Source organism: Allobosea eneae, from assembly GCF_042657265.1.
GTDB classification, from domain to species: domain Bacteria; phylum Pseudomonadota; class Alphaproteobacteria; order Rhizobiales; family Beijerinckiaceae; genus Allobosea; species Allobosea eneae.
On sequence record NZ_JBHSLW010000022.1, the window covers coordinates 11,412 to 28,769 of the forward strand.

The following is a 17,358-nucleotide window of genomic DNA, read 5'->3' on the forward strand; positions in this document are numbered from 1 at the left end:
GCTTCCGCCCAGCTTCGGTCGCTGCGCTCCCTGCAGCCGGTTCCCCGCGAAGCCACCCCTCCGTTTGCACACCCGGTCTCGGCGACGGCCAGGGTTGCAGCGCAGCGCTGCGCTCCAACCCAAGCCCATAGGAGAAAGACCATGACCACCAACGCAAACACCGCTCCCGTCATCGACAATGGCGCGACGGTTTTCATCCCACTCAACAAGCTCAAGAAGCACCCGAAGAACGCCCGCAAGACCCCGCATAGCGAAGCGTCCATCGAGGCGAAGGCCGCGAGCATCGCCGCCAAGGGCATCCTGCAAAATCTGGTGGTGGAGCCCGAGCGTGACGCAGAGGGCGAGCCGACCGGCTTCTATCTCGTCACCATCGGTGAAGGCCGCAGGCTGGCGCAGTTGCTGCGCGTGAAGCGCAAGGAGATCAAGAAGACCGAACCAATCCGCTGCGTGATCGACACAGTAAACGATCCGGCCGAGATCAGCCTTGACGAAAACGTGTCGCGTGAAGACCTCTCGCCTGCGGATCAGTTCGAACGATTCCGCGAGCTTGCGGACAATCGCGGATGGGGCGCGGAGGAAATCGCCGCGCGCTTCGGCGTCACGGCGCATGTGGTGAAGCAGCGGCTTCGTCTCGGCGCGGTCAGCCCCAAGCTGATGCAGGTCTATCGCGACGGCGATTTGACCTTGGACCAGTTGATGGCCTTCGCGATTACCGAGGATCACGCACGGCAGGAGCAGGTTTACGAGAACCTGTCCCATAACCGCGAGCCGTGGATCATCCGCCGCGACCTCACCAAGACCAACGTCGCGGCAACGGATCGGCGCGCGATTTTTGTCGGTGCGCAAGCCTATGCCGAGGCAGGCGGCAACATCATCCGCGACCTGTTCACCGAGGATCGCGGCGGCTTCTACGAAGACGCCGCGCTGCTGGACCGGCTTGTCATCGACAAGCTGGAGCGGATCGCATCGCAGGTGCAGGAGGCGGAAGGCTGGAAGTGGGTTTCGGTCCATATCGATTATCCCCACGCTCACGGCCTGCGCCGCACCTATCCGCAGCCGGTGCAGCTTTCCGAGGATGACGCTGCCGCCTACGACGGCGCACAGAAGGAATATGATCGGCTGTCGTCGGAATATGAGAGCGCCGAAGAACTTCCTGACGATGTCGATCAGAAGTTCGGAGAGCTTGAGGCCGAGATCGAGCGCATCGACGCCCTGCGCCATGTCTATGACGCGCAAGAGATCGCGCGCAGCGGCGTCTTCGTCGTGCTCTCCCATGACGGAGAAACCCGCATCGAACGCGGCTTCATCCGTGCCGAGGACGAGAAGCCGGAGGAAGTCGACACCAGCGAAACCGTCAATGACGGCGTTCGCGTCAGCGGCGATGGCGAGATCATCGAGGACAGCGGACACGACGAGGGCGGGAACCTTGGTTCCGACCTTGAGCCGGAAGACGAGGAAGCGGAGGAAGACGGCAAGCCGCTCTCCGATCTGCTCATCCGCGACCTCACCGCTCACCGGACGCTTGGCCTTCGCCTCGCGCTTGGCGAGCAGCCGGACATGGCCCTGCTCGCCGTCACCCATGCGCTCGCCGCGCAGACCTTCTATCGCGGCGTGGACGCCACCTGCCTCGAAATCCGCCCGACCTCCGCGCATCTTGGCGGACACGCGGACGGCATCGAGGATACGGCAGCGGGCAAGGCGCTGGCGGATCGTCATGCGGCATGGGCGGCGGATATGCCGCGCGACGTGGCGGAGTTGTGGGGCTTCATTGCCTCGCTCGACCATGCCAGCGTCATGGCGCTGTTCGCGCATTGCGCCGCACTCACCGTCAACGCGGTGAAGCAGCCATGGGAGCGCAAGCCATGCGCCCATGAGACGGCGGACAGTCTGGCGACGGCGGTAGCCCTCGACATGACGGCGCATTGGACGCCCACGGTGCGGACCTATCTCGGTCGCGTCACCAAGGCGCATATCCTCGCCGCCGTGCGCGAAGCGGTCAGCAACGAGGCGGCGGACCGCATCGCCGCCATGAAGAAGCAGCCGATGGCGGAAGCTGCCGAGCAGCTCCTTGCCGCAACGGGCTGGCTTCCGCCGCTGATGCGGACCGTGCAGCCCGCATGGTTGACGGACGAGCAGCCGGACGCGCCGCGCGCTGACGCCGAGGACGCTCACGAAGCCAGCGAGCCCGAAGCCTTCGCCGTTGCGGCGGAGTGACGACCGGCCGGGATCGCGTCAGCGGTTCCGGCCTTCCTGCCTCTCGACTTCCAAAAAAAATGTGGTCGCGCGGGGATTGCCCCGCGCGACCGACCGATGACCGCCCGGCCATCGGCATCAGGAGGATGTTGCGATGATCACGCTTATGGTGATGGCGGTCGTGCTGATCGTCGGCCTCTGTGTTCTGGCCTACACGCTCGCCGTCTATGCGTTGCCCTTCCTGCTCACGGTGGAAGCGGCGCGTCTGGCCTACGCCTCCGGCTCCGGCCTGATCGGCGCGGGACTGGTCGGACTTGTGGCCGCTGTCGCCGCCTATGGGCTGCTGGTCGTGCTGTTCATCACGGTGCGCCCGCCGATCCTGCGCCTTGCGGTGGCGCTCGTCGTCGCCGCGCCCGCCGCCGTCGCTGGCTATGCGCTGGTCCACGGCATCACGCGCGAGGCCGTGCCGTCCGAGGTCTGGCGGCAAATCTTCTGCATCCTTGGCGGCGGCTTCGTTGGCGTGTCGGCGCTGGTGCGGCTTCTCGGAACTGTGCAATCGATCGATCAAAGCGCGTGAACTGCATGGCAACTGGCTCTATTGTCTTCGCGCTCCAACTATTTTCGAAATCCATAGAGAGATGCCGTGTTCAAGAGTGCGCTCAACCTGACTGATCCCGATCCCTATTTTGCCGGAACCGCAGGATTTGTAGGGAGCACGCTTCTGGACCTGCACAAGGACATGTGCGCGTTCGAGCTTCCGGAGGCCGTGCCCGAAAGCGTGCGACGGGCGCACAATGCGGTTCGACACGTCTATGTCTACGCCTATTTCTCCTATGATCTTCTGACCTTGGCAGCCAGCCAGACATTTCCCTGTTTGGAATTGGCCCTGCGAGAGCGCATCGGGCATCAATTTGCCGGCAGGGTCGATAAGAGCGGAAAGCCGCGTCCGGCGATGCTCGACGAACTGCTGCGGGTGGCCAAGGAACAGAACCTGATCCTTTCGAAGATCGAGCATCTGAGCCGAATGCGCAATATGTTTGCCCATGGCAGCGACACCGTTCTCAATCCACCGTTGTTTCTGATCCCGTTTGAGATCGTCACGAATATCATTCGAGAACTCTACACCCCTTGATAGCCGAGAACCTTCGACAGTCCCTTTGTCTCGGATGACGTCGCCCTTCGGGCCGCGTTCTTGGCTGCGCCGGAACCACGCCCATGGCGCGTTTCCGCCATTCGGCTTCGACCGCTAACGCAAAGAGGCGCTACGCCATTTCTCCGAAGCCCCGCAGGGGCGGCGCATCTCGCGTTTCGCCTTTGCATCACCGTGCAACGGGCTCATGCGTTGGGCCGTTTCCTCATCGTACTCGACAATGCGGGTTGAGCCGCATGGGAATGTCGGATCATTCAGCAGACAGCAGAAGCGCTCGGCATCAGGCGGGTGGCTCCCTTCCAGATTCGCCAATCATGGCGCCGCCGGCGGCGAGCGAAGATCGGAAGGGCGCGCGCGGTCTCGCCTCGGCAGAGATCGTCTCCTTGCATTGGCATCGAGGATCAGGGTGACGATGACGCGTCTCGATTCAGCCGCGCCGTGTCTGGGGCATGCACCGGCGTCGCCGTTGCCGTGTTCTTCCCGATTTTCCTGTCAGCCGCCCCTAAAGGCGTCCTCGATTGGTTTGGGTCTGACCGAGGACCGGCGACGCTGAAGCATCGCCTCGATCGTCTTCCCGCAACGGCCGTCACCAGCTTTTTTCCGCCGCGCGTGAGCGCGCTTTGCATCGCCAGGCAAAAAAGCCGTCTCCGGCCGTCTTCCACTTCGTTCCGCCCTCCGGGTGCAGGGCCGATCGTCCCCGGTCGCACGACCCGCATCGAGGACGCGATAGGCGCGGCCCGATCGAAAAAGGAACACGACAATGGCGACCATCGGCACCTTCACGAAGAACGACAACGGCACAGCCGGCTTCACCGGTTCGGTCAAGACCCTGAACCTCAACGTCAAGGCCAAGTTCGTCCCCACCGAGGGCGAGAGCGAGCGCGGCCCCGACTTCCGCATCATCGCCGGCAACAGCGTCGAGTTCGGCGCAGCCTGGAAGAAGACTGCCCGCGAGACGCAGCGCGAATATCTCTCGGTCAAGCTGGACGATCCGAGCTTCCCGGCGCCGATCTACGCCAGCCTGGTCGAGACCGAGGACGGCGAAGGCCACAGCCTCATCTGGTCCCGCCGCAGCGGCGACTGAGGCCGGAACCCCAAGAAGCCCCGCTCACCCGAGCGGGGCTTCGTCATGCTCATGGCCGCACGCCTTTCAGGAAATACCGTGATCAGGATGTCCGTGTTCACGGCTTTCAGGCTTGCACATCCTGATCGATGTCTCTCGCCCGGCTCCCGCTGGCGCTCACGCCAGGCCGCGTGCTTAGGGCCAGCCCTCGGCGCACTTCGGAGTGAGCTTCCGCCCAGCTTCGGTCGCTGCGCTCCAACCCAAGCCCATAGGAGAAAGACCATGTATCACCAGCTTGCAACCCGTTTCGGCCGCAACGCGCACCAGATCAGCGGGCGCGAGCCGCTCGATAACGAGGCGCTTTACCGCCACGTCCCATCGATCTTCGCGCGCGAGGCGCATGACAGCCGTTCGGAACGCTATATCTATGTTCCCACCATCGACATCGTGGAGGGATTGCGCCGCGAAGGATGGTTTCCGTTCTTCGCCGTCCAGTCCGTGCCACGCGACGGGAGCCGGCACGGCCACGCCAAGCACATGCTGCGCCTGCGCCGCGATGACGGCATCGGCAAGCCAGAAGCCGCCGAAGTCATCATCGTCAACAGCCATGACGGGACCAGCGCCTATCAGATGTTCGCGGGCATACTAAGATTCGTCTGCGCCAACAGCATGATTGCGGGCGAGCGGTTCGAGGAAGTCCGCGTGCCGCACAAGGGCAATATCCAGCATGACATCATCGAAGGCGTTTACACCGTCGCCGAGGATTTCCCGCGCCTGATCGACGCCAGCGAGACGATGAAGGAAACGCGCCTGTCGCAGGACGAGCAACGCGTCTTTGCTGAGGCGAGCCTTGTTGCCCGTTATGGCGAGGATGAAAGCCCCGTCCGTCCAGACCAGATCATCGCGCCGCGCCGCCGCGAGGATGTCGGGCAAAGCCTCTGGACCACCTTCAACGTCATTCAGGAAAACGTCATTCGTGGTGGATTGCATGGCCGCAAGCGCAACGCCGAGGGGCGCATCCGCCGCAGTCAGACCCGCGCCATCAATGGCATCGACCAGAATGTCAGCCTCAACCGCGCGCTGTGGACGCTGGCTGAGGGAATGCAGCGCTTGAAGACAGCATGAATGCAAAGCCGTAGAGCCGGGTCTCCGGCTCTACGGTTCCGCGTCTTTCAGGATGTCCGTGTCCGGCATTTTTGTGCCGATCCGGCTTTGCGGATCGGCGCGCGGCCGTGCCCGGAACACGGCCGCCGCTCGCCGGGCTTCGCCCGGCTCGCAAAAACATGCAGACAATGTTAAGAAGAAAATAACCAATATTGATCGCCACGCACGATCAACATATCCGCCTATGGCGGCTACAAACACGCTCCCTTGTCGATGAAACTCTCTGTCCGGGTGTTGGCTTGCATGACCCGGTGAATGAGAGGTTACGCTATGCTCAGCATCGATTGGCGCTCGCCGGCAGCGTATCAGCATGCCGAAGGCATTCCCGCCGCCGGCTTCGCCTGGGAATATCTCCGCCGCGATGATGATTATCATCGCGACTTCCAGAAGATTGAGCGTCTCAGGAAACCGGCCGCGCGTTCGCTGGCGGCATTTTCGAAACGCTGGGGGTTACGATTTCCCGTGTGATCCCGACACGCCGTCAGATCAGCAGTCACTGTTCTGGATACCAAGCCTGCAGCCACAAGCCGTTAGTCTCACTATAGTGCCGCAGGCGATCGACGCGGACGCCGTCACGCCGATCGCTCTGACGCAGCTCGACGGCCTTGATCTGCGCCAGTCCGATGACGGCTGGCACGGCGTCTGGCAGGCCGATGGTGTCACGCATCAGTTCTGGCTCGTCCATGCGCCTTCCGAGGTGGCGACGTTCTACGCCGTCATCTTGCCGTTGGACGCGCTTCTCGAACTGCGCGTGCATGCTGCACGACGGTTCTGGCGCGCGCTCAATGGCCGTGCGCCAGGCCCGGACTTCCGGGCGATGCCGGCGCAGCTTCGGCGGTTCCATATCCTCTCGCTGCGGGCGCTCGACGCGCGGCAGCGCGGCGAGAGCTACCGCACCATTGCCAAAGTTCTCCTCGGCTTTCGCGGCACGAAGGAGGATTGGGAAAACGACCCGCGCAAGAACCAGGCCCGCCGCCTTGTGGCCCACGGACTGAGCATGATGAAGGGCGGCTATCGCCTGCTGTTGCACTATCCGATCAAGCTGCGTCGCCGGTAGGCAAACGCCGCCAAATAGCGCGCGCCGCAAGGGGTGCCGCCAGCACCTTGGTGCAAATGCGGCACGCTCCGCGCCGCCGATCCTTCGCCATGGTTCGCCATCGCGCGCTGTCGCCACCGACAGCCGCACGCATGACGAACCAGAGGTGATCTTATGGCCGACCAGAAGGCGGACCTGCCGCCGCGCCTGTTGCGCACGCCCGATGCCGCGCGCTTTCTTGGAATCTCGCTCCGCACGCTGGAGAAGCATCGCACATACGGGACCGGTCCGGTCTATCGCAAGATCGGCGGCCGCGTCGTCTATGCGATCGAAGACCTGCAAGCCTGGTCCGCGATCGGCGCTCGCAAATCGACGCGCGACACGGATGTCGGCCGCGTGTTTCCGGCGCGTCGCCTGACGCCGACCGAGCGGGGCGAACGCTGAATGCCGCGCGACGATGACCATCGCCGCGAGCGTCAGCGCAAAGCCAGCGAGCGGACCAACCTCGATCCTTTCGTGGTGATCGGCGGCGACGCATCGCCCCGCGACCAGCGCGACCTGATGGAGCGGCCGTTCTTTTCGCTGGCGAAGACGCCGCGCACCCGACCGATCTTCTACCAGGCCGCCGATGTCGAGGTGCGGGTGTTCGGCATGCCCGAGCATGGCATGGCCACCATCTGGGACGCCGACGTTCTGATCTGGGCCGCTTCGCAGCTCGTCGAGGCCGCGAACCGCGGGCTCGCGACCTCGCGCTTCTTTCGCTTCACACCCTACCAGCTCCTGCGCGGTATCGGCCGCCCGACCGGCAACCGGCAATATCTGTTGCTGAAGGCCGCGCTGGCGCGCCTGCAATCGACCGTCATCGCCACAACCATCCGCAACGGCGCGCATTGGCGCCGCCGGCAATTCTCCTGGATCAACGAATGGGAGGAGATGACGACGCAGGCCGGCCGCGTTGAGGGCATGGAATTCGTGCTGCCCGAATGGTTCTACAATGGCGTCGTCGACCGCTCGCTGGTGCTTGCCATCGACCCGGCCTATTTCCGGCTGACCGGCGGCATCGAACGCTGGCTGTATCGCGTCGCGCGCAAGCATGCCGGCCGCCAGCACGACGGCTGGCTGTTCGAGATTGCGCATCTTCACGCCAAGTCCGGCAGTCTCGCGCGTGTCTCCGATTTCGCGCTCGACCTGCGCCGCATCGCGGCGCGTCAGCCATTGCCCGGCTACCGGCTTCAGATCGAACGGGATGACCACCGCGAACTGCTGCGCATCTGGCCCGACAAACAATCCACAGTGCCTGTTGAAAACCATGTGAATGGTATCGGTACATCAGGCGCACGCACTATCGGTACATCAGGCGCAAATCGCGCGGCGCACTCTATAGAAGAATCTAACAGAGAATCTAACTCTTCTTCTTTGACGCACGCGCACGCGATCCATGGTGCCGGTGCCACCCGCCGAGGTGCGCCATGATCGTCGCGCTCCTCAACCAAAAAGGCGGTGTCGGCAAGACGACGCTCGCGCTGCATCTCGCCGGTGCATGGGCCAGCAGAGGACACCGTGTCACCCTGATCGACGCCGATCCGCAAGGCTCGGCGCTCGACTGGTCGCAGCAGCGGAGCCGCGAGGGCCTGCCGCGCCTGTTCGGCGTCGTCGCCCTGGCGCGCGACACGCTGCATCGCGAAGCCCCCGAGCTGGCGCGTGACGCCGATCATGTCGTCATCGACGGTCCGCCGCGCATCGCCGGCCTCATGCGCTCGGCGCTGCTCGCCGTCGACCTGGTGCTGATCCCAGTGCAGCCGTCGCCGCTCGACGGCTGGGCCTCGGCCGAGATGCTGGCGCTTCTCAGCGAAGCGCGCATCTACCGGCCGCAGCTCGCAGCCCGTTTCGTGCTCAACCGCTGCGGCGCGCGCACCATCATCGCCCGCGAGACGGCCGAGACGCTGGCCGATCACGATCCCCCCGTGCTCGCCAGCACCATCGGCCAGCGTGTCGTCTTCGCCGACGCTGCGCAGTCCGGCCGGCTCGCTTCCGAGATCGATGATGACAGTCCGGCCGCACGCGAGATCGCCGCGCTTGCCGCCGAGATCGATCGGCTCCGAATCGCGAGGACCGCGCCATGACCGGGCGCGCCGGCAAGCGCGGCTTCGCCTCCCGCCCGGGCGACGCCGAGAGCTGGATCAAGGCTCCCGACGCGCAGTCCCTGCGCGCGGACGCCACTGCCACCTTCACCGCGCGGCTGACGATCGACATCACGCCGGAGCTGCGCGGCCGCATCAAGGTCGCGGCCTTCCGGCGCGGTGAGACCGTCACCGACATGCTGCGCGCGCTGCTCGCGCGCGAATTCCCACCCACCGAGGGAGAGACCTCATGACCGGCAATGCGGCCCGCCGCATGCGCGGCCGTCCGCTGCCGGACGGTTCCGCGCCCTCCACCACCTTGGTCGAGCTGACCTGGAGCCAAAAGAAAATCGAGAACTGGATCAGGTTCGGCCGCAAGAGCTACGAACAGATTCTCGACCGTCGCCGCATCATCGTCGGCTTCGCGCCCGACAGCATCTTCGCCTTCGTCCGCTGGGCCTCCAACGATTTCGGCACGATCATCTCGCGCATCGACATCGTGCGCGCGGTCGGCCGCGGCGAGCCGTTCCAGACGCTGCCTTTCGTGCGGCCCGGCGGCGACATCCTGCTGCGCCTTGATGGCTGGCCCAGGGTTGAGCGCGTGCTGCAGGCGATCGACGCGGTGGAGGCGCTCGGCCTCGATCCGGCGGACGTTGCGCCGGAGCATTGGCGGCATGTCCACAACCGGCTGAGCGTCGGAGAGGCGCCGCGCACCTACACGCCCGGGCAGCATGCGGCCTGGCTTCGCCGCCGCAGGATCGTGCCATGACGCGCGCCGGCCTCATCATCGCGACGGCTCTCGCGACCATGGGCGTCGGTTATCCCGGCCTCACGCCGATGCCGATCAAACTGATCTGGAACGCGTCGGCGAGCGCGCCGATCGGCTTCTACACGATCGACTTCGACGGCCCGTTCGAGGTGACCGATCTCGTTGCCGTCGACGCTCCCGAACCGCTCGCGACCTTCCTCGCCGATCGCGGCTATCTGCCGAAAGGCGTGCCGCTGATGAAGCGCGTGCTGGCGGTGTCCGGACAAACGGTTTGCCGGACCAACCTCACCATCACCGTCGATCGCGTCGAGGTCGGAACGGCGCTCGAACGCGATCGCGCCGGCCGCGATCTGCCGGTCTGGCAGGGCTGCCGTCGCATCCCGACCGGCGAGATCTTCCTCATGAACTGGCAGGTCCGCGACAGCCTCGACGGTCGCTATTTCGGCCCGACCTCCACGGACCATATCATCGGTCGCGCGGTCCCGCTGTGGACCGACGAGGACGGCGACGGCCACTTCATGTGGCGCGCGCCGACACACTGACTTCGCTTTCCCACCCCCAACCGCAGGAGGCTTACCATGCCGCAGATTGGTCAATTCACCGCCGAAAAATCGGGCTTCGTCGGGCGCGTCCATACGCTCACGCTCTACCGCGACCTCACCATCGTTCCGGCCGAACCTTCGGAGGCCGAGAACGCGCCCGACTACCGCGTCCATCACGGCGCAGAAGACGGACCGGAGATCGGCGCGGGCTGGAAACGCACCGGCGAGAAGGCAGGCAGCTATGTCTCGCTGCTCATCGACGATCCCACTTTGCCGCAGCCGATCCGCGCCAATCTGTTCCGCAATGGCGACGATGAATCCTCATGGTCGCTGCACTGGAACCGCCCGGCTAAGCGCGCCGAGCGGGACTGAAGACGATGCGCCATCCCGTCAGGATCGCGTTCAAAGCCGCCATCCCTTGGTTCGCGGAAAAGCCCTCTCATCCCTTCGTCCCGCTCGACGATCAGACGGCCGGCGCGCGCAGCGAAGGTCAAGGGCGGCCAACGGCCGGCGCTTGTCGCGCACCCTTGACCGCAGCGAGCACGCTGGCAGGCTGGGCTCGAAGCGGAGACAGCGCGGTCTCGCGCTATGCCGTTCTCCTGCTCGCCGGCGTTCTGGCCGTCGGCGCCTTGCCGGGCGCTGCGCCGGCCCAGGCGCGGCCGATCGAGCGTCCGGCGACGGCCGATGCCTATGCCGCTCCGATCGCGGAAGCGGCGCAGCGCTTCCGCATTCCGGCGGCCTGGATCAGGGCTGTCCTGCGCGCCGAGAGCGCGGGCGATGTGCGCGCGATCTCCTCGGCCGGCGCGATGGGCTTGATGCAGATCATGCCCGACACCTGGGCGAGGCTGCGCCTCCGTTATCGCCTCGGCAATGACCCCTATGACCCGCGCGACAACATTCTCGCGGGCGCCGCCTATCTGCGCGAGATGTTCGACCGCTACGGCGATGTCAGCGCGATGCTCGCCGCCTACAATGCCGGTCCCGGCCGCTACGACGGCCATCGCACGACCGGCCGGCCATTGCCTGCCGAGACCCGCGCCTATGTCGCCCAGCTTGCGCCGCTGATCGGCGGCGGCGAAGTCACCGCTCCGGTGGTCGTCGCTGCTGCCGACCCGCAGTCCTGGAGCCGTGCGCCGCTGTTCGTGGCGCGACCGGAGCGCACGCCGAGCGCTGATCCTGTGCCGCCCGGCGAGCACGTCGCCAAGATCTCGGCTGCACCATCGGTGCGCGACGTCTCTGCGATCACGCCGCAACCCGGCGGCCTTTTCGTTTCCCGCGTCAGCCCCGGAGAACCGCGATGAGGACCAAGGTCCAGTGGCTGAACGTGGTCGTTCCATTGTGCAGGTCGGCAGTGTGGGGTCAGGACCGAAGATCGGCAGGAGGGGCAGAACGGGCAGAGAGGCGGGAGGGCAAGATTAAAGCGGACGGCACCCCATGGGGCCGATCTGCCGGGCAAGCCCTTGTCTGCACACTGTTGGGGGTGGCACCCTCGAATGGAGGGCATGGTGCCGCCATCCGGCGGAACGCCAGCCTTTGCAAGGCTCTCGGCGGCACTCTAGCCGGAAATCCCACTCATCGGCAGGATCCGCGCCGATGAGCGACGACGAGAACCACTTCCGCCCACGGCCAGGCCGCATTCGATCGGATGCGCGCGGCGGCGCCAAGACCAAGAGCTTCTTCACCAAGGTCAAGAAGATCGCCCGCCAGCATGGCGGATCGCCATCGCGCGGGGCGCGTGCCGCTGCCACGGGCCGCGCCGCCAAGGATGGATCACGATCGGCATTGGCGAGCGGCCGGGGCGTGAAGCGCGGCCGCGGCGCGGCCTTCGTGCGCGCCCGCAACCTCTCGGATGGCTGGAGCCATCGCCAGCCCGGCAGCCGCCGCGTCATCGTCAAATCGCGCTCCGTCCGCGCCGCCGGCAAGAACGGCCGCGCGGCCGCCCATCTGCGCTACATTCAGCGCGACGGAACCTCGCGCGACGGCGAGCGCGGCCAGCTCTACTCGGCGACCGCGGATCGCGCCGACGGCGATGCCTTCCTCGATCGCGGCAAGGATGACCGCCACCAGTTCCGCTTGATCGTCTCGCCCGAGGATGCGGCCGACCTTGCGGACCTGACCGGCTACACGCGCGACCTGATGAGCCAGGTCGAAGCCGACCTCGGCACGAAGCTCGATTGGATCGCGGTCAATCACCTCAACACCGGCCATCCCCATGTCCATGTTATCGTCAACGGCCGCGACGAGCTGGGCGAGGATCTGGTCATCAACGGCGACTATATCGCCCACGGCGTCCGCGAACGCGCCAGCGCGCTCGTGACGCTCGAACTCGGTCCCGTCACCGAGATCGAGCAGCAGAGCAAGCTCTCCGCCGAAATCGGTCAGGACCGCTTCACCCGCATCGACCGCGCCATGATCGCAGAGGCGCGCCACGGCCTGGTCGATCTTCGTCCCGAGCCCGGCGATCCGCGCGGCATCGCCAGCCGGGCGCTTCGTCTGGCCCGGCTTGGCAAGCTGGAAAAGATGGGGCTTGCCACCGAGCATGCGCCGGGCGTCTGGGAGTTGAGTGACCGACTTGAGCCCACCCTGCGCGAGCTGGGCGAGCGCGGAGACATCATCCGCACCATGCAGAAGGTGCTTCGGGCGGAGGGACAGGAGCGCGATCCGGCCAGCTTCCAGATTCATGACGGCGCGGCAGGCGCGCCGATTGTCGGCCGCGTCATCGACAAGCATCTCGCCGACGAACTGGGCGAGAACATCACCCTGGTTGTCGACGGGATCGATGGCCGCGCGCACCATGTCTCCGGCTTCGATGCGGGTCGCGTCGAGGATGCGCGTATCGGCAGCATCGTTGAGATCGGTCCGGCCGATATGGCGGCCCGGCCTTCGGATCGCGCCATTGCCGTTATGACCAAGGACGGCGTCTATCAGCCGAGCCGCCATCTGGAGCAGGCCCGGTTCGACGGCCGCGTGCCCGGTGGCGACTACGAAGGCTTCGTCGATGCCCATGTCCGCCGGCTGGAGGCGTTGCGCCGCGCCGGCATCGTCGAGCGCATCGACGCCGACCGCTGGCGCATCCCCGAGGATTTCGAGAGCCGGGCAGCCGCCCATGACGCCGGCCGCAGTGTCCGCGTCAATATCCGCGTCCTCTCGGCCTTCGATCTGGAAAGCCAGATCGGGGCGGACGGCGCCACCTGGCTCGACCGCCGGCTGATCGCAGGCGAGGCGTCCGATCTGGCGCCGGCTGGCTTCGGACAGGCCGTCGCCCAGGCGATGGACCGCCGCCGCGAACATCTGATCGACCAGGGTGATGCCACCCGCCAGCCGACCGGCCGGGTGTTCTATCGCCGCAATCTGCTTGCCACGCTGCGCGAGCGTGAGGTCGCGCGCGCCGGCGCCGAGCTGGCGGTGTCAAAGCCCATGCCGTTCCGCGCCTCCGGAGACGGCGAGACCGTGAGCGGCACATTCACCGGCACCGTCCAGCTCGCGAGCGGCAGATTTGCCATCGTCGAGAAGAGCCATGAGTTCACCCTAGTCCCCTGGCGGCCGGTCATCGAGCGCCAGCGCGGCCGCGAGGTTATCGGCGTGGTCCAGGGCGGATCGGTATCCTGGCAGCTCGGGAAACAGCGGGAACTCGGGCTATGACCGCCATAATGCCCGACAATGTCATGACAAAGGAGGCCGAACATGCTATATAGTCGATCAGGAGGCGTCACCATGGCCAATGCAACCCGATCCGAGAAACTCGACCTGCGGCTGACGCCGGAGGCCAAGCGCGTGCTGAACGCCGCGGCCCAAGCCGAGCGACGGTCGGTCAGCGAGTTCGTGCTGGAAAGCGCGCTCATCCGTGCCCAAGAGACCTTGCCGGACCGCCAGCATTTCGGGCTGGACGCGGAGCGCTGGCAAGCCTTCCTCGCCGCGCTCGATGCACCGCCCCGTCCGTTGCCGAGGCTGAAGCGGCTCCTGAACGAGCCCGGCCTGTTCGAGCATCCCGGCGAATAGCCCCGTGGCGCTCCGTATCGAGAAGCTGCGGCGCGAGCATCGCGTCGAGGGGTTCGATTGCGGCAAGGAGCCGCTCAACCGCTTCCTGATCCGCTTCGCCCTGCAAAGCCAGCTTTCCAACAGCGCGCAGACCTATCTCGCCCTCTCGGACGATGAGGTGGTCGGCTATTACACCCTGACCTATGGCGACGTGGCCTATGACGATGCGCCCGGGCGGTTGAAGAAGGGCGTCGCCCGTCATCCGGTTCCCCTGATGATCCTCGCACGCCTCGCGGTGGCCAGCGCCTGGTCAGGCAAGGGGATCGGCTCCGGCCTGCTCAAGGATGCGCTCGGCCGCACGCTCGCCGCCGCCGAAATCGCGGGCCTGCGCGCTTTTGCCGTCCATGCCAAGGATGAGGAGGCGCGAGCCTTCTACGAACATTTCGATTTCATCGCGTCGCCCAGCGATCCGATGCACCTGTTTGTGCTCCTCAAGGACGTTCGCGCCCTGATCGGCCGCTAGCGGAGGGGTTGGGATTTTCGCCCGCCGGTTCGTTTGGGGGCCTCTGCGGTCGATTCGATCTCTTTCAGGATTTCGGCAGCCGAAACGCCCAGCGCCGCAGCAATATCGACGAACTCGATGACATCAATCCGTCGCTCATCGTTCTCATATTTGGCGACAAAGGATTGCGGCCTGCCGAGCGCTGCGGCAATTTCGGCCTGGGTCATACCTTTCGCCTTGCGTGCTTCGACGAGCAGGGACAGGAGACGCTGCTGTCGGGATGTGCGCAAGGACTTCTGCATTCGGAACGGCGCTCCATTGATGAAGGGAGGCCATTTCGGTAATCCTGATATGGGATTATCCCAGTTCAGGATTTTTGGTGCTGTTGGCCCTGAAGGGAGGGCGTTCGATGCGCGTCAGACCCAAGCTTGATCCCGATGTCGATGACGAGGCCCCGAGCGGCCCCGAGATCACGACTTATGACGAAGAGCATTATGTGACCTATCTGCGTTTGCTGGATGCGCAGACGGACGGAGCGGACTGGTCCGAGGTGGCGCGGATCGTGCTGCACCGCGATCCGGTCGCCGAGGAAGACCGCACAAGGGCCTGCTGGGAAAGCCATCTCGCCCGCGCGCAATGGATGACCAAGCAGGGCTACCGCCGCATTCTCCAGCAGGCCGTCGCGGAGGCGACGCAAGAGGCTCAGGGCAAGACACGGCACTAAGCGAACCATCCGATTTCTACGCCATGGTATCCGGCGGCACGCCGATATGTCTTTTCTGTTGAGTCTCGCGAAAACGCCTATTCTCTGATCGGCTCCATCTCTTTTGCCGATTGGAGCCTGTATGCGTGGAGGCCGAATACTCTGGGGTCAGATCGCCGTTGTCCTGACCGTTGTGCTGTTGACGACATGGGCGGCGACGCAATGGACCGCATGGCGGCTCGGCTTTCAGGCGCAGCTTGGCGCCCCATGGTTCAAACTGGCGGGCTGGCCGGTCTATTCTCCACCGGCTTTTTTCTGGTGGTGGTTTTCGTTCGACGCCTATGCGCCATCCATCTTCCTGGAGGGAGCGGCGATCGCCGTATCCGGCAGCTTCATCGCCATCGCCGTCGCCATCTTCATGTCGCTCATCCGGGCGCGCGAGGCGCGCAATGTGGCGACCTACGGCTCCGCCCGCTGGGCCGACGACCGGGAAATCCGCGCCGTCGGCCTGCTTGGTCCCGATGGCGTCGTGCTCGGCCGGCACATCCAGGATTATCTGCGCCATGACGGCCCCGAACATGTGCTGTGCTTCGCCCCGACGCGGAGTGGCAAGGGTGTCGGGCTCGTTGTGCCGACGCTGCTTACCTGGCCGGGAAGCTGCATCGTCCACGACATCAAGGGCGAGAACTGGACCCTGACCGCCGGCTTCCGCGCCAAGCATGGCCGCGTGCTGCTGTTCGATCCGACCAATGCACAATCGTCCGCCTACAATCCGTTGCTGGAAGTCCGGCGCGGCGAATGGGAGGTGCGCGACGTCCAGAACATCGCCGACATCCTGGTCGATCCCGAAGGCAGCCTCGACAAGCGCAACCATTGGGAGAAGACAAGCCACAGCCTGCTGGTCGGCGCGATCCTGCACGTCCTCTATGCCGAGCCCGACAAGACGCTGGCGGGCGTCGCCAACTTCCTCTCCGATCCGCGCCGGCCAGTCGAAGCGACGCTGCGCGCGATGATGTCGGCGCCGCATCTGGGCGAAGCGGGCGTCCATCCCGTCGTTGCTTCCGCCGCGCGCGAGCTGCTCAACAAATCAGAGAACGAGCGATCCGGCGTGCTGTCGACCGCCATGAGCTTCCTTGGCCTCTATCGCGATCCGGTCGTGGCGAAGGTGACGGCGCGCTGCGACTGGCGCATCGCCGATCTGGTCGGGGACCGGCGGCCGGTCACCCTCTACCTCGTCGTGCCGCCGTCCGACATCAACCGCACCAAGCCCCTGATCCGCCTGATCCTCAACCAGATCGGCCGGCGGCTCACCGAGGAATTGAAGGCGTCGAACAAACGCCATCGCCTGCTGCTCATGCTCGACGAGTTTCCCGCGCTCGGCCGATTGGACTTTTTTGAGTCCGCCTTGGCCTTCATGGCCGGCTACGGTCTCAAGAGTTTCCTGATCGCGCAGAGCCTCAACCAGATCGAGCGCGCCTATGGGTCGAACAATTCGATCCTCGACAATTGCCATGTGCGCGTCGCCTTCGCCGCCAATGACGAGCGCACCGCCAAGCGTGTGTCGGATTCGCTCGGCACCGCGACGGAGCTGCGCGATTCCACTAACTATGCCGGCCATCGGCTGGCGCCGTGGCTCGGGCACCTCATGGTGTCGCGCCAGGAGACGGCGCGGCCGCTCCTGACGCCCGGCGAGATCATGCAGCTTCCGCCCAGCGACGAGATCGTCATGGTGGCGGGCACGCCGCCGATCCGGGCGAAGAAGGCGCGCTATTTCGAGGATGCGCGCTTCAAGGAGCGCATCCTGCCGCCGCCCGATCTTATCGCGCCGCGAGCCGCAGCGACGATGACGGATGAATGGTCGGCGCGTGTGATCGCGCCATCGGCCGCAGCGGCGGCAACCACAACAAGCGACGGCGCCGATGGCGATCCGGCCAATGCCGGCATCCGCCGCGAGCCGGAATTGCCCGAGCATGAAGAGATCGTCCCGGCCGCGCGGCCGCCCGAGCAGGAGTTTGATCTTTTGGACGATGAGCCCGACGTGGACGCCGCCAAGGCGCGAGCGCTGCGCCAGCGTATTCGCATCGTCGCCCGGCAGGCGACGATGGACCCGGCCGACGGCATCGAATTGTAGGAGATGC

21 protein-coding genes are annotated in these 17,358 nt (G+C 65.5%); 20 read left to right on the plus strand and 1 reads right to left on the minus strand.

Annotation, left to right across the window (positions count from 1 at the left end):
• Positions 1–141: 141 nt before the first annotated feature.
• The 18 genes from ACFPOB_RS14710 (at position 142) to ACFPOB_RS14795 (ending at position 14,538) form a co-directional block, all read left to right on the plus strand.
• Positions 142–2,214, plus strand: a complete 2,073-nt coding sequence (locus tag ACFPOB_RS14710; RefSeq protein ID WP_024925053.1) for a ParB/RepB/Spo0J family partition protein — start codon at positions 142–144, stop codon at positions 2,212–2,214.
• A 133-nt stretch (positions 2,215–2,347) separates the two neighbouring features.
• Complete coding sequence (locus ACFPOB_RS14715; protein ID WP_024925054.1) at positions 2,348–2,770, plus strand: hypothetical protein; 423 nt, start codon at positions 2,348–2,350, stop codon at positions 2,768–2,770.
• A 66-nt stretch (positions 2,771–2,836) separates the two neighbouring features.
• Positions 2,837–3,325 carry a hypothetical protein gene (locus tag ACFPOB_RS14720; RefSeq protein WP_024925055.1) on the plus strand — a complete coding sequence of 163 codons (489 nt, stop codon included), beginning with the start codon at positions 2,837–2,839 and terminating at the stop codon, positions 3,323–3,325.
• Between the two features lie 778 nt (positions 3,326–4,103).
• Entirely contained in the window at positions 4,104–4,427 is a 324-nt protein-coding gene (locus tag ACFPOB_RS14725; protein WP_273512923.1) for a DUF736 domain-containing protein, read from the plus strand.
• A gap of 261 nt (positions 4,428–4,688) precedes the next feature.
• Entirely contained in the window at positions 4,689–5,531 is an 843-nt protein-coding gene (locus tag ACFPOB_RS14730) for a DUF932 domain-containing protein (RefSeq protein WP_024925057.1), read from the plus strand.
• A gap of 309 nt (positions 5,532–5,840) precedes the next feature.
• Complete coding sequence (locus tag ACFPOB_RS14735; RefSeq protein WP_024925058.1) at positions 5,841–6,038, plus strand: transcriptional regulator domain-containing protein; 198 nt, start codon at positions 5,841–5,843, stop codon at positions 6,036–6,038.
• Positions 6,039–6,180: 142 nt separating this feature from the next.
• Positions 6,181–6,627: a DUF2285 domain-containing protein gene (locus tag ACFPOB_RS14740; protein WP_024925059.1), complete on the plus strand. Its 447-nt coding sequence runs from the start codon at positions 6,181–6,183 to the stop codon at positions 6,625–6,627.
• 153 nt (positions 6,628–6,780) lie between these two features.
• The gene (locus tag ACFPOB_RS14745; protein ID WP_024925060.1) at positions 6,781–7,050 is read left to right on the plus strand and encodes a helix-turn-helix transcriptional regulator; all 270 of its coding nucleotides are present in this window, start codon (positions 6,781–6,783) and stop codon (positions 7,048–7,050) included.
• Positions 7,051–8,079, plus strand: a complete 1,029-nt coding sequence (locus ACFPOB_RS14750) for a replication initiator protein A (RefSeq protein WP_024925061.1) — start codon at positions 7,051–7,053, stop codon at positions 8,077–8,079.
• The gene (gene parA / locus ACFPOB_RS14755; RefSeq protein ID WP_024925062.1) at positions 8,076–8,729 is read left to right on the plus strand and encodes a ParA family partition ATPase; all 654 of its coding nucleotides are present in this window, start codon (positions 8,076–8,078) and stop codon (positions 8,727–8,729) included. Before ACFPOB_RS14750 ends, parA begins: the two co-directional genes overlap by 4 nt.
• The gene (locus tag ACFPOB_RS14760) at positions 8,726–8,980 is read left to right on the plus strand and encodes a hypothetical protein (RefSeq protein WP_024925063.1); all 255 of its coding nucleotides are present in this window, start codon (positions 8,726–8,728) and stop codon (positions 8,978–8,980) included. The genes parA and ACFPOB_RS14760 overlap by 4 nt, the downstream gene beginning before the upstream one ends.
• Entirely contained in the window at positions 8,977–9,495 is a 519-nt protein-coding gene (locus tag ACFPOB_RS14765) for a DUF2840 domain-containing protein (protein WP_024925064.1), read from the plus strand. The genes ACFPOB_RS14760 and ACFPOB_RS14765 overlap by 4 nt, the downstream gene beginning before the upstream one ends.
• The gene (locus ACFPOB_RS14770) at positions 9,492–10,037 is read left to right on the plus strand and encodes a S26 family signal peptidase (protein ID WP_024925065.1); all 546 of its coding nucleotides are present in this window, start codon (positions 9,492–9,494) and stop codon (positions 10,035–10,037) included. The genes ACFPOB_RS14765 and ACFPOB_RS14770 overlap by 4 nt, the downstream gene beginning before the upstream one ends.
• 36 nt (positions 10,038–10,073) lie before the next feature.
• Positions 10,074–10,409 carry a DUF736 domain-containing protein gene (locus tag ACFPOB_RS14775; RefSeq protein ID WP_024925066.1) on the plus strand — a complete coding sequence of 112 codons (336 nt, stop codon included), beginning with the start codon at positions 10,074–10,076 and terminating at the stop codon, positions 10,407–10,409.
• 5 nt (positions 10,410–10,414) lie between these two features.
• Positions 10,415–11,338: a lytic transglycosylase domain-containing protein gene (locus ACFPOB_RS14780; protein ID WP_024925067.1), complete on the plus strand. Its 924-nt coding sequence runs from the start codon at positions 10,415–10,417 to the stop codon at positions 11,336–11,338.
• Positions 11,339–12,446: 1,108 nt separating this feature from the next.
• Positions 12,447–13,679, plus strand: coding sequence for a DUF3363 domain-containing protein (locus tag ACFPOB_RS14785; RefSeq protein WP_377799257.1), 1,233 nt, complete (start codon positions 12,447–12,449; stop codon positions 13,677–13,679).
• Positions 13,680–13,751: 72 nt separating this feature from the next.
• Positions 13,752–14,036, plus strand: coding sequence for a type II toxin-antitoxin system TacA family antitoxin (locus ACFPOB_RS14790; protein ID WP_024925069.1), 285 nt, complete (start codon positions 13,752–13,754; stop codon positions 14,034–14,036).
• Between the two features lie 4 nt (positions 14,037–14,040).
• Positions 14,041–14,538 (plus strand): GNAT family N-acetyltransferase, encoded by a 498-nt coding sequence (locus ACFPOB_RS14795; protein WP_273512917.1) that lies wholly within the window; start codon positions 14,041–14,043, stop codon positions 14,536–14,538.
• On the opposite strand, the gene ACFPOB_RS14800 is transcribed toward ACFPOB_RS14795, so the two are convergent.
• Complete coding sequence (locus ACFPOB_RS14800) at positions 14,535–14,819, minus strand: helix-turn-helix domain-containing protein (RefSeq protein ID WP_024925071.1); 285 nt, start codon at positions 14,817–14,819, stop codon at positions 14,535–14,537. The two genes, ACFPOB_RS14795 and ACFPOB_RS14800, sit on opposite strands and share 4 nt — an antisense overlap.
• Positions 14,820–14,926: 107 nt before the next feature.
• Here ACFPOB_RS14800 and ACFPOB_RS14805 point away from each other — a divergent pair, with 107 nt between their 5' ends.
• Positions 14,927–15,241: a DNA -binding domain-containing protein gene (locus ACFPOB_RS14805; RefSeq protein ID WP_024925072.1), complete on the plus strand. Its 315-nt coding sequence runs from the start codon at positions 14,927–14,929 to the stop codon at positions 15,239–15,241.
• 121 nt (positions 15,242–15,362) lie between these two features.
• Positions 15,363–17,351: a conjugal transfer protein TraG gene (locus ACFPOB_RS14810; protein ID WP_024925073.1), complete on the plus strand. Its 1,989-nt coding sequence runs from the start codon at positions 15,363–15,365 to the stop codon at positions 17,349–17,351.
• Positions 17,352–17,358 lie beyond the last annotated feature (7 nt).

Bases quoted from the DNA above. Each gene is read 5' to 3' on its own strand.
- ACFPOB_RS14765 (WP_024925064.1), top strand. From the start codon at position 8,977: ATGACCGGCAATGCGGCCCGCCGCATGCGCGGCCGTCCGCTGCCGGAC.
- ACFPOB_RS14750 (WP_024925061.1), top strand. From the start codon at position 7,051: ATGCCGCGCGACGATGACCATCGCCGCGAGCGTCAGCGCAAAGCCAGC.
- ACFPOB_RS14785 (WP_377799257.1), top strand. From the start codon at position 12,447: ATGATCGCAGAGGCGCGCCACGGCCTGGTCGATCTTCGTCCCGAGCCC.
- parA (WP_024925062.1), top strand. From the start codon at position 8,076: ATGATCGTCGCGCTCCTCAACCAAAAAGGCGGTGTCGGCAAGACGACG.
- ACFPOB_RS14760 (WP_024925063.1), top strand. From the start codon at position 8,726: ATGACCGGGCGCGCCGGCAAGCGCGGCTTCGCCTCCCGCCCGGGCGAC.
- ACFPOB_RS14780 (WP_024925067.1), top strand. From the start codon at position 10,415: ATGCGCCATCCCGTCAGGATCGCGTTCAAAGCCGCCATCCCTTGGTTC.
- ACFPOB_RS14775 (WP_024925066.1), top strand. From the start codon at position 10,074: ATGCCGCAGATTGGTCAATTCACCGCCGAAAAATCGGGCTTCGTCGGG.
- ACFPOB_RS14800 (WP_024925071.1), bottom strand. From the start codon at position 14,819: ATGCAGAAGTCCTTGCGCACATCCCGACAGCAGCGTCTCCTGTCCCTG.
- ACFPOB_RS14710 (WP_024925053.1), top strand. From the start codon at position 142: ATGACCACCAACGCAAACACCGCTCCCGTCATCGACAATGGCGCGACG.
- ACFPOB_RS14725 (WP_273512923.1), top strand. From the start codon at position 4,104: ATGGCGACCATCGGCACCTTCACGAAGAACGACAACGGCACAGCCGGC.
- ACFPOB_RS14715 (WP_024925054.1), top strand. From the start codon at position 2,348: ATGATCACGCTTATGGTGATGGCGGTCGTGCTGATCGTCGGCCTCTGT.
- ACFPOB_RS14805 (WP_024925072.1), top strand. From the start codon at position 14,927: ATGCGCGTCAGACCCAAGCTTGATCCCGATGTCGATGACGAGGCCCCG.
- ACFPOB_RS14730 (WP_024925057.1), top strand. From the start codon at position 4,689: ATGTATCACCAGCTTGCAACCCGTTTCGGCCGCAACGCGCACCAGATC.
- ACFPOB_RS14745 (WP_024925060.1), top strand. From the start codon at position 6,781: ATGGCCGACCAGAAGGCGGACCTGCCGCCGCGCCTGTTGCGCACGCCC.
- ACFPOB_RS14770 (WP_024925065.1), top strand. From the start codon at position 9,492: ATGACGCGCGCCGGCCTCATCATCGCGACGGCTCTCGCGACCATGGGC.
- ACFPOB_RS14810 (WP_024925073.1), top strand. From the start codon at position 15,363: ATGCGTGGAGGCCGAATACTCTGGGGTCAGATCGCCGTTGTCCTGACC.
- ACFPOB_RS14735 (WP_024925058.1), top strand. From the start codon at position 5,841: ATGCTCAGCATCGATTGGCGCTCGCCGGCAGCGTATCAGCATGCCGAA.
- ACFPOB_RS14790 (WP_024925069.1), top strand. From the start codon at position 13,752: ATGGCCAATGCAACCCGATCCGAGAAACTCGACCTGCGGCTGACGCCG.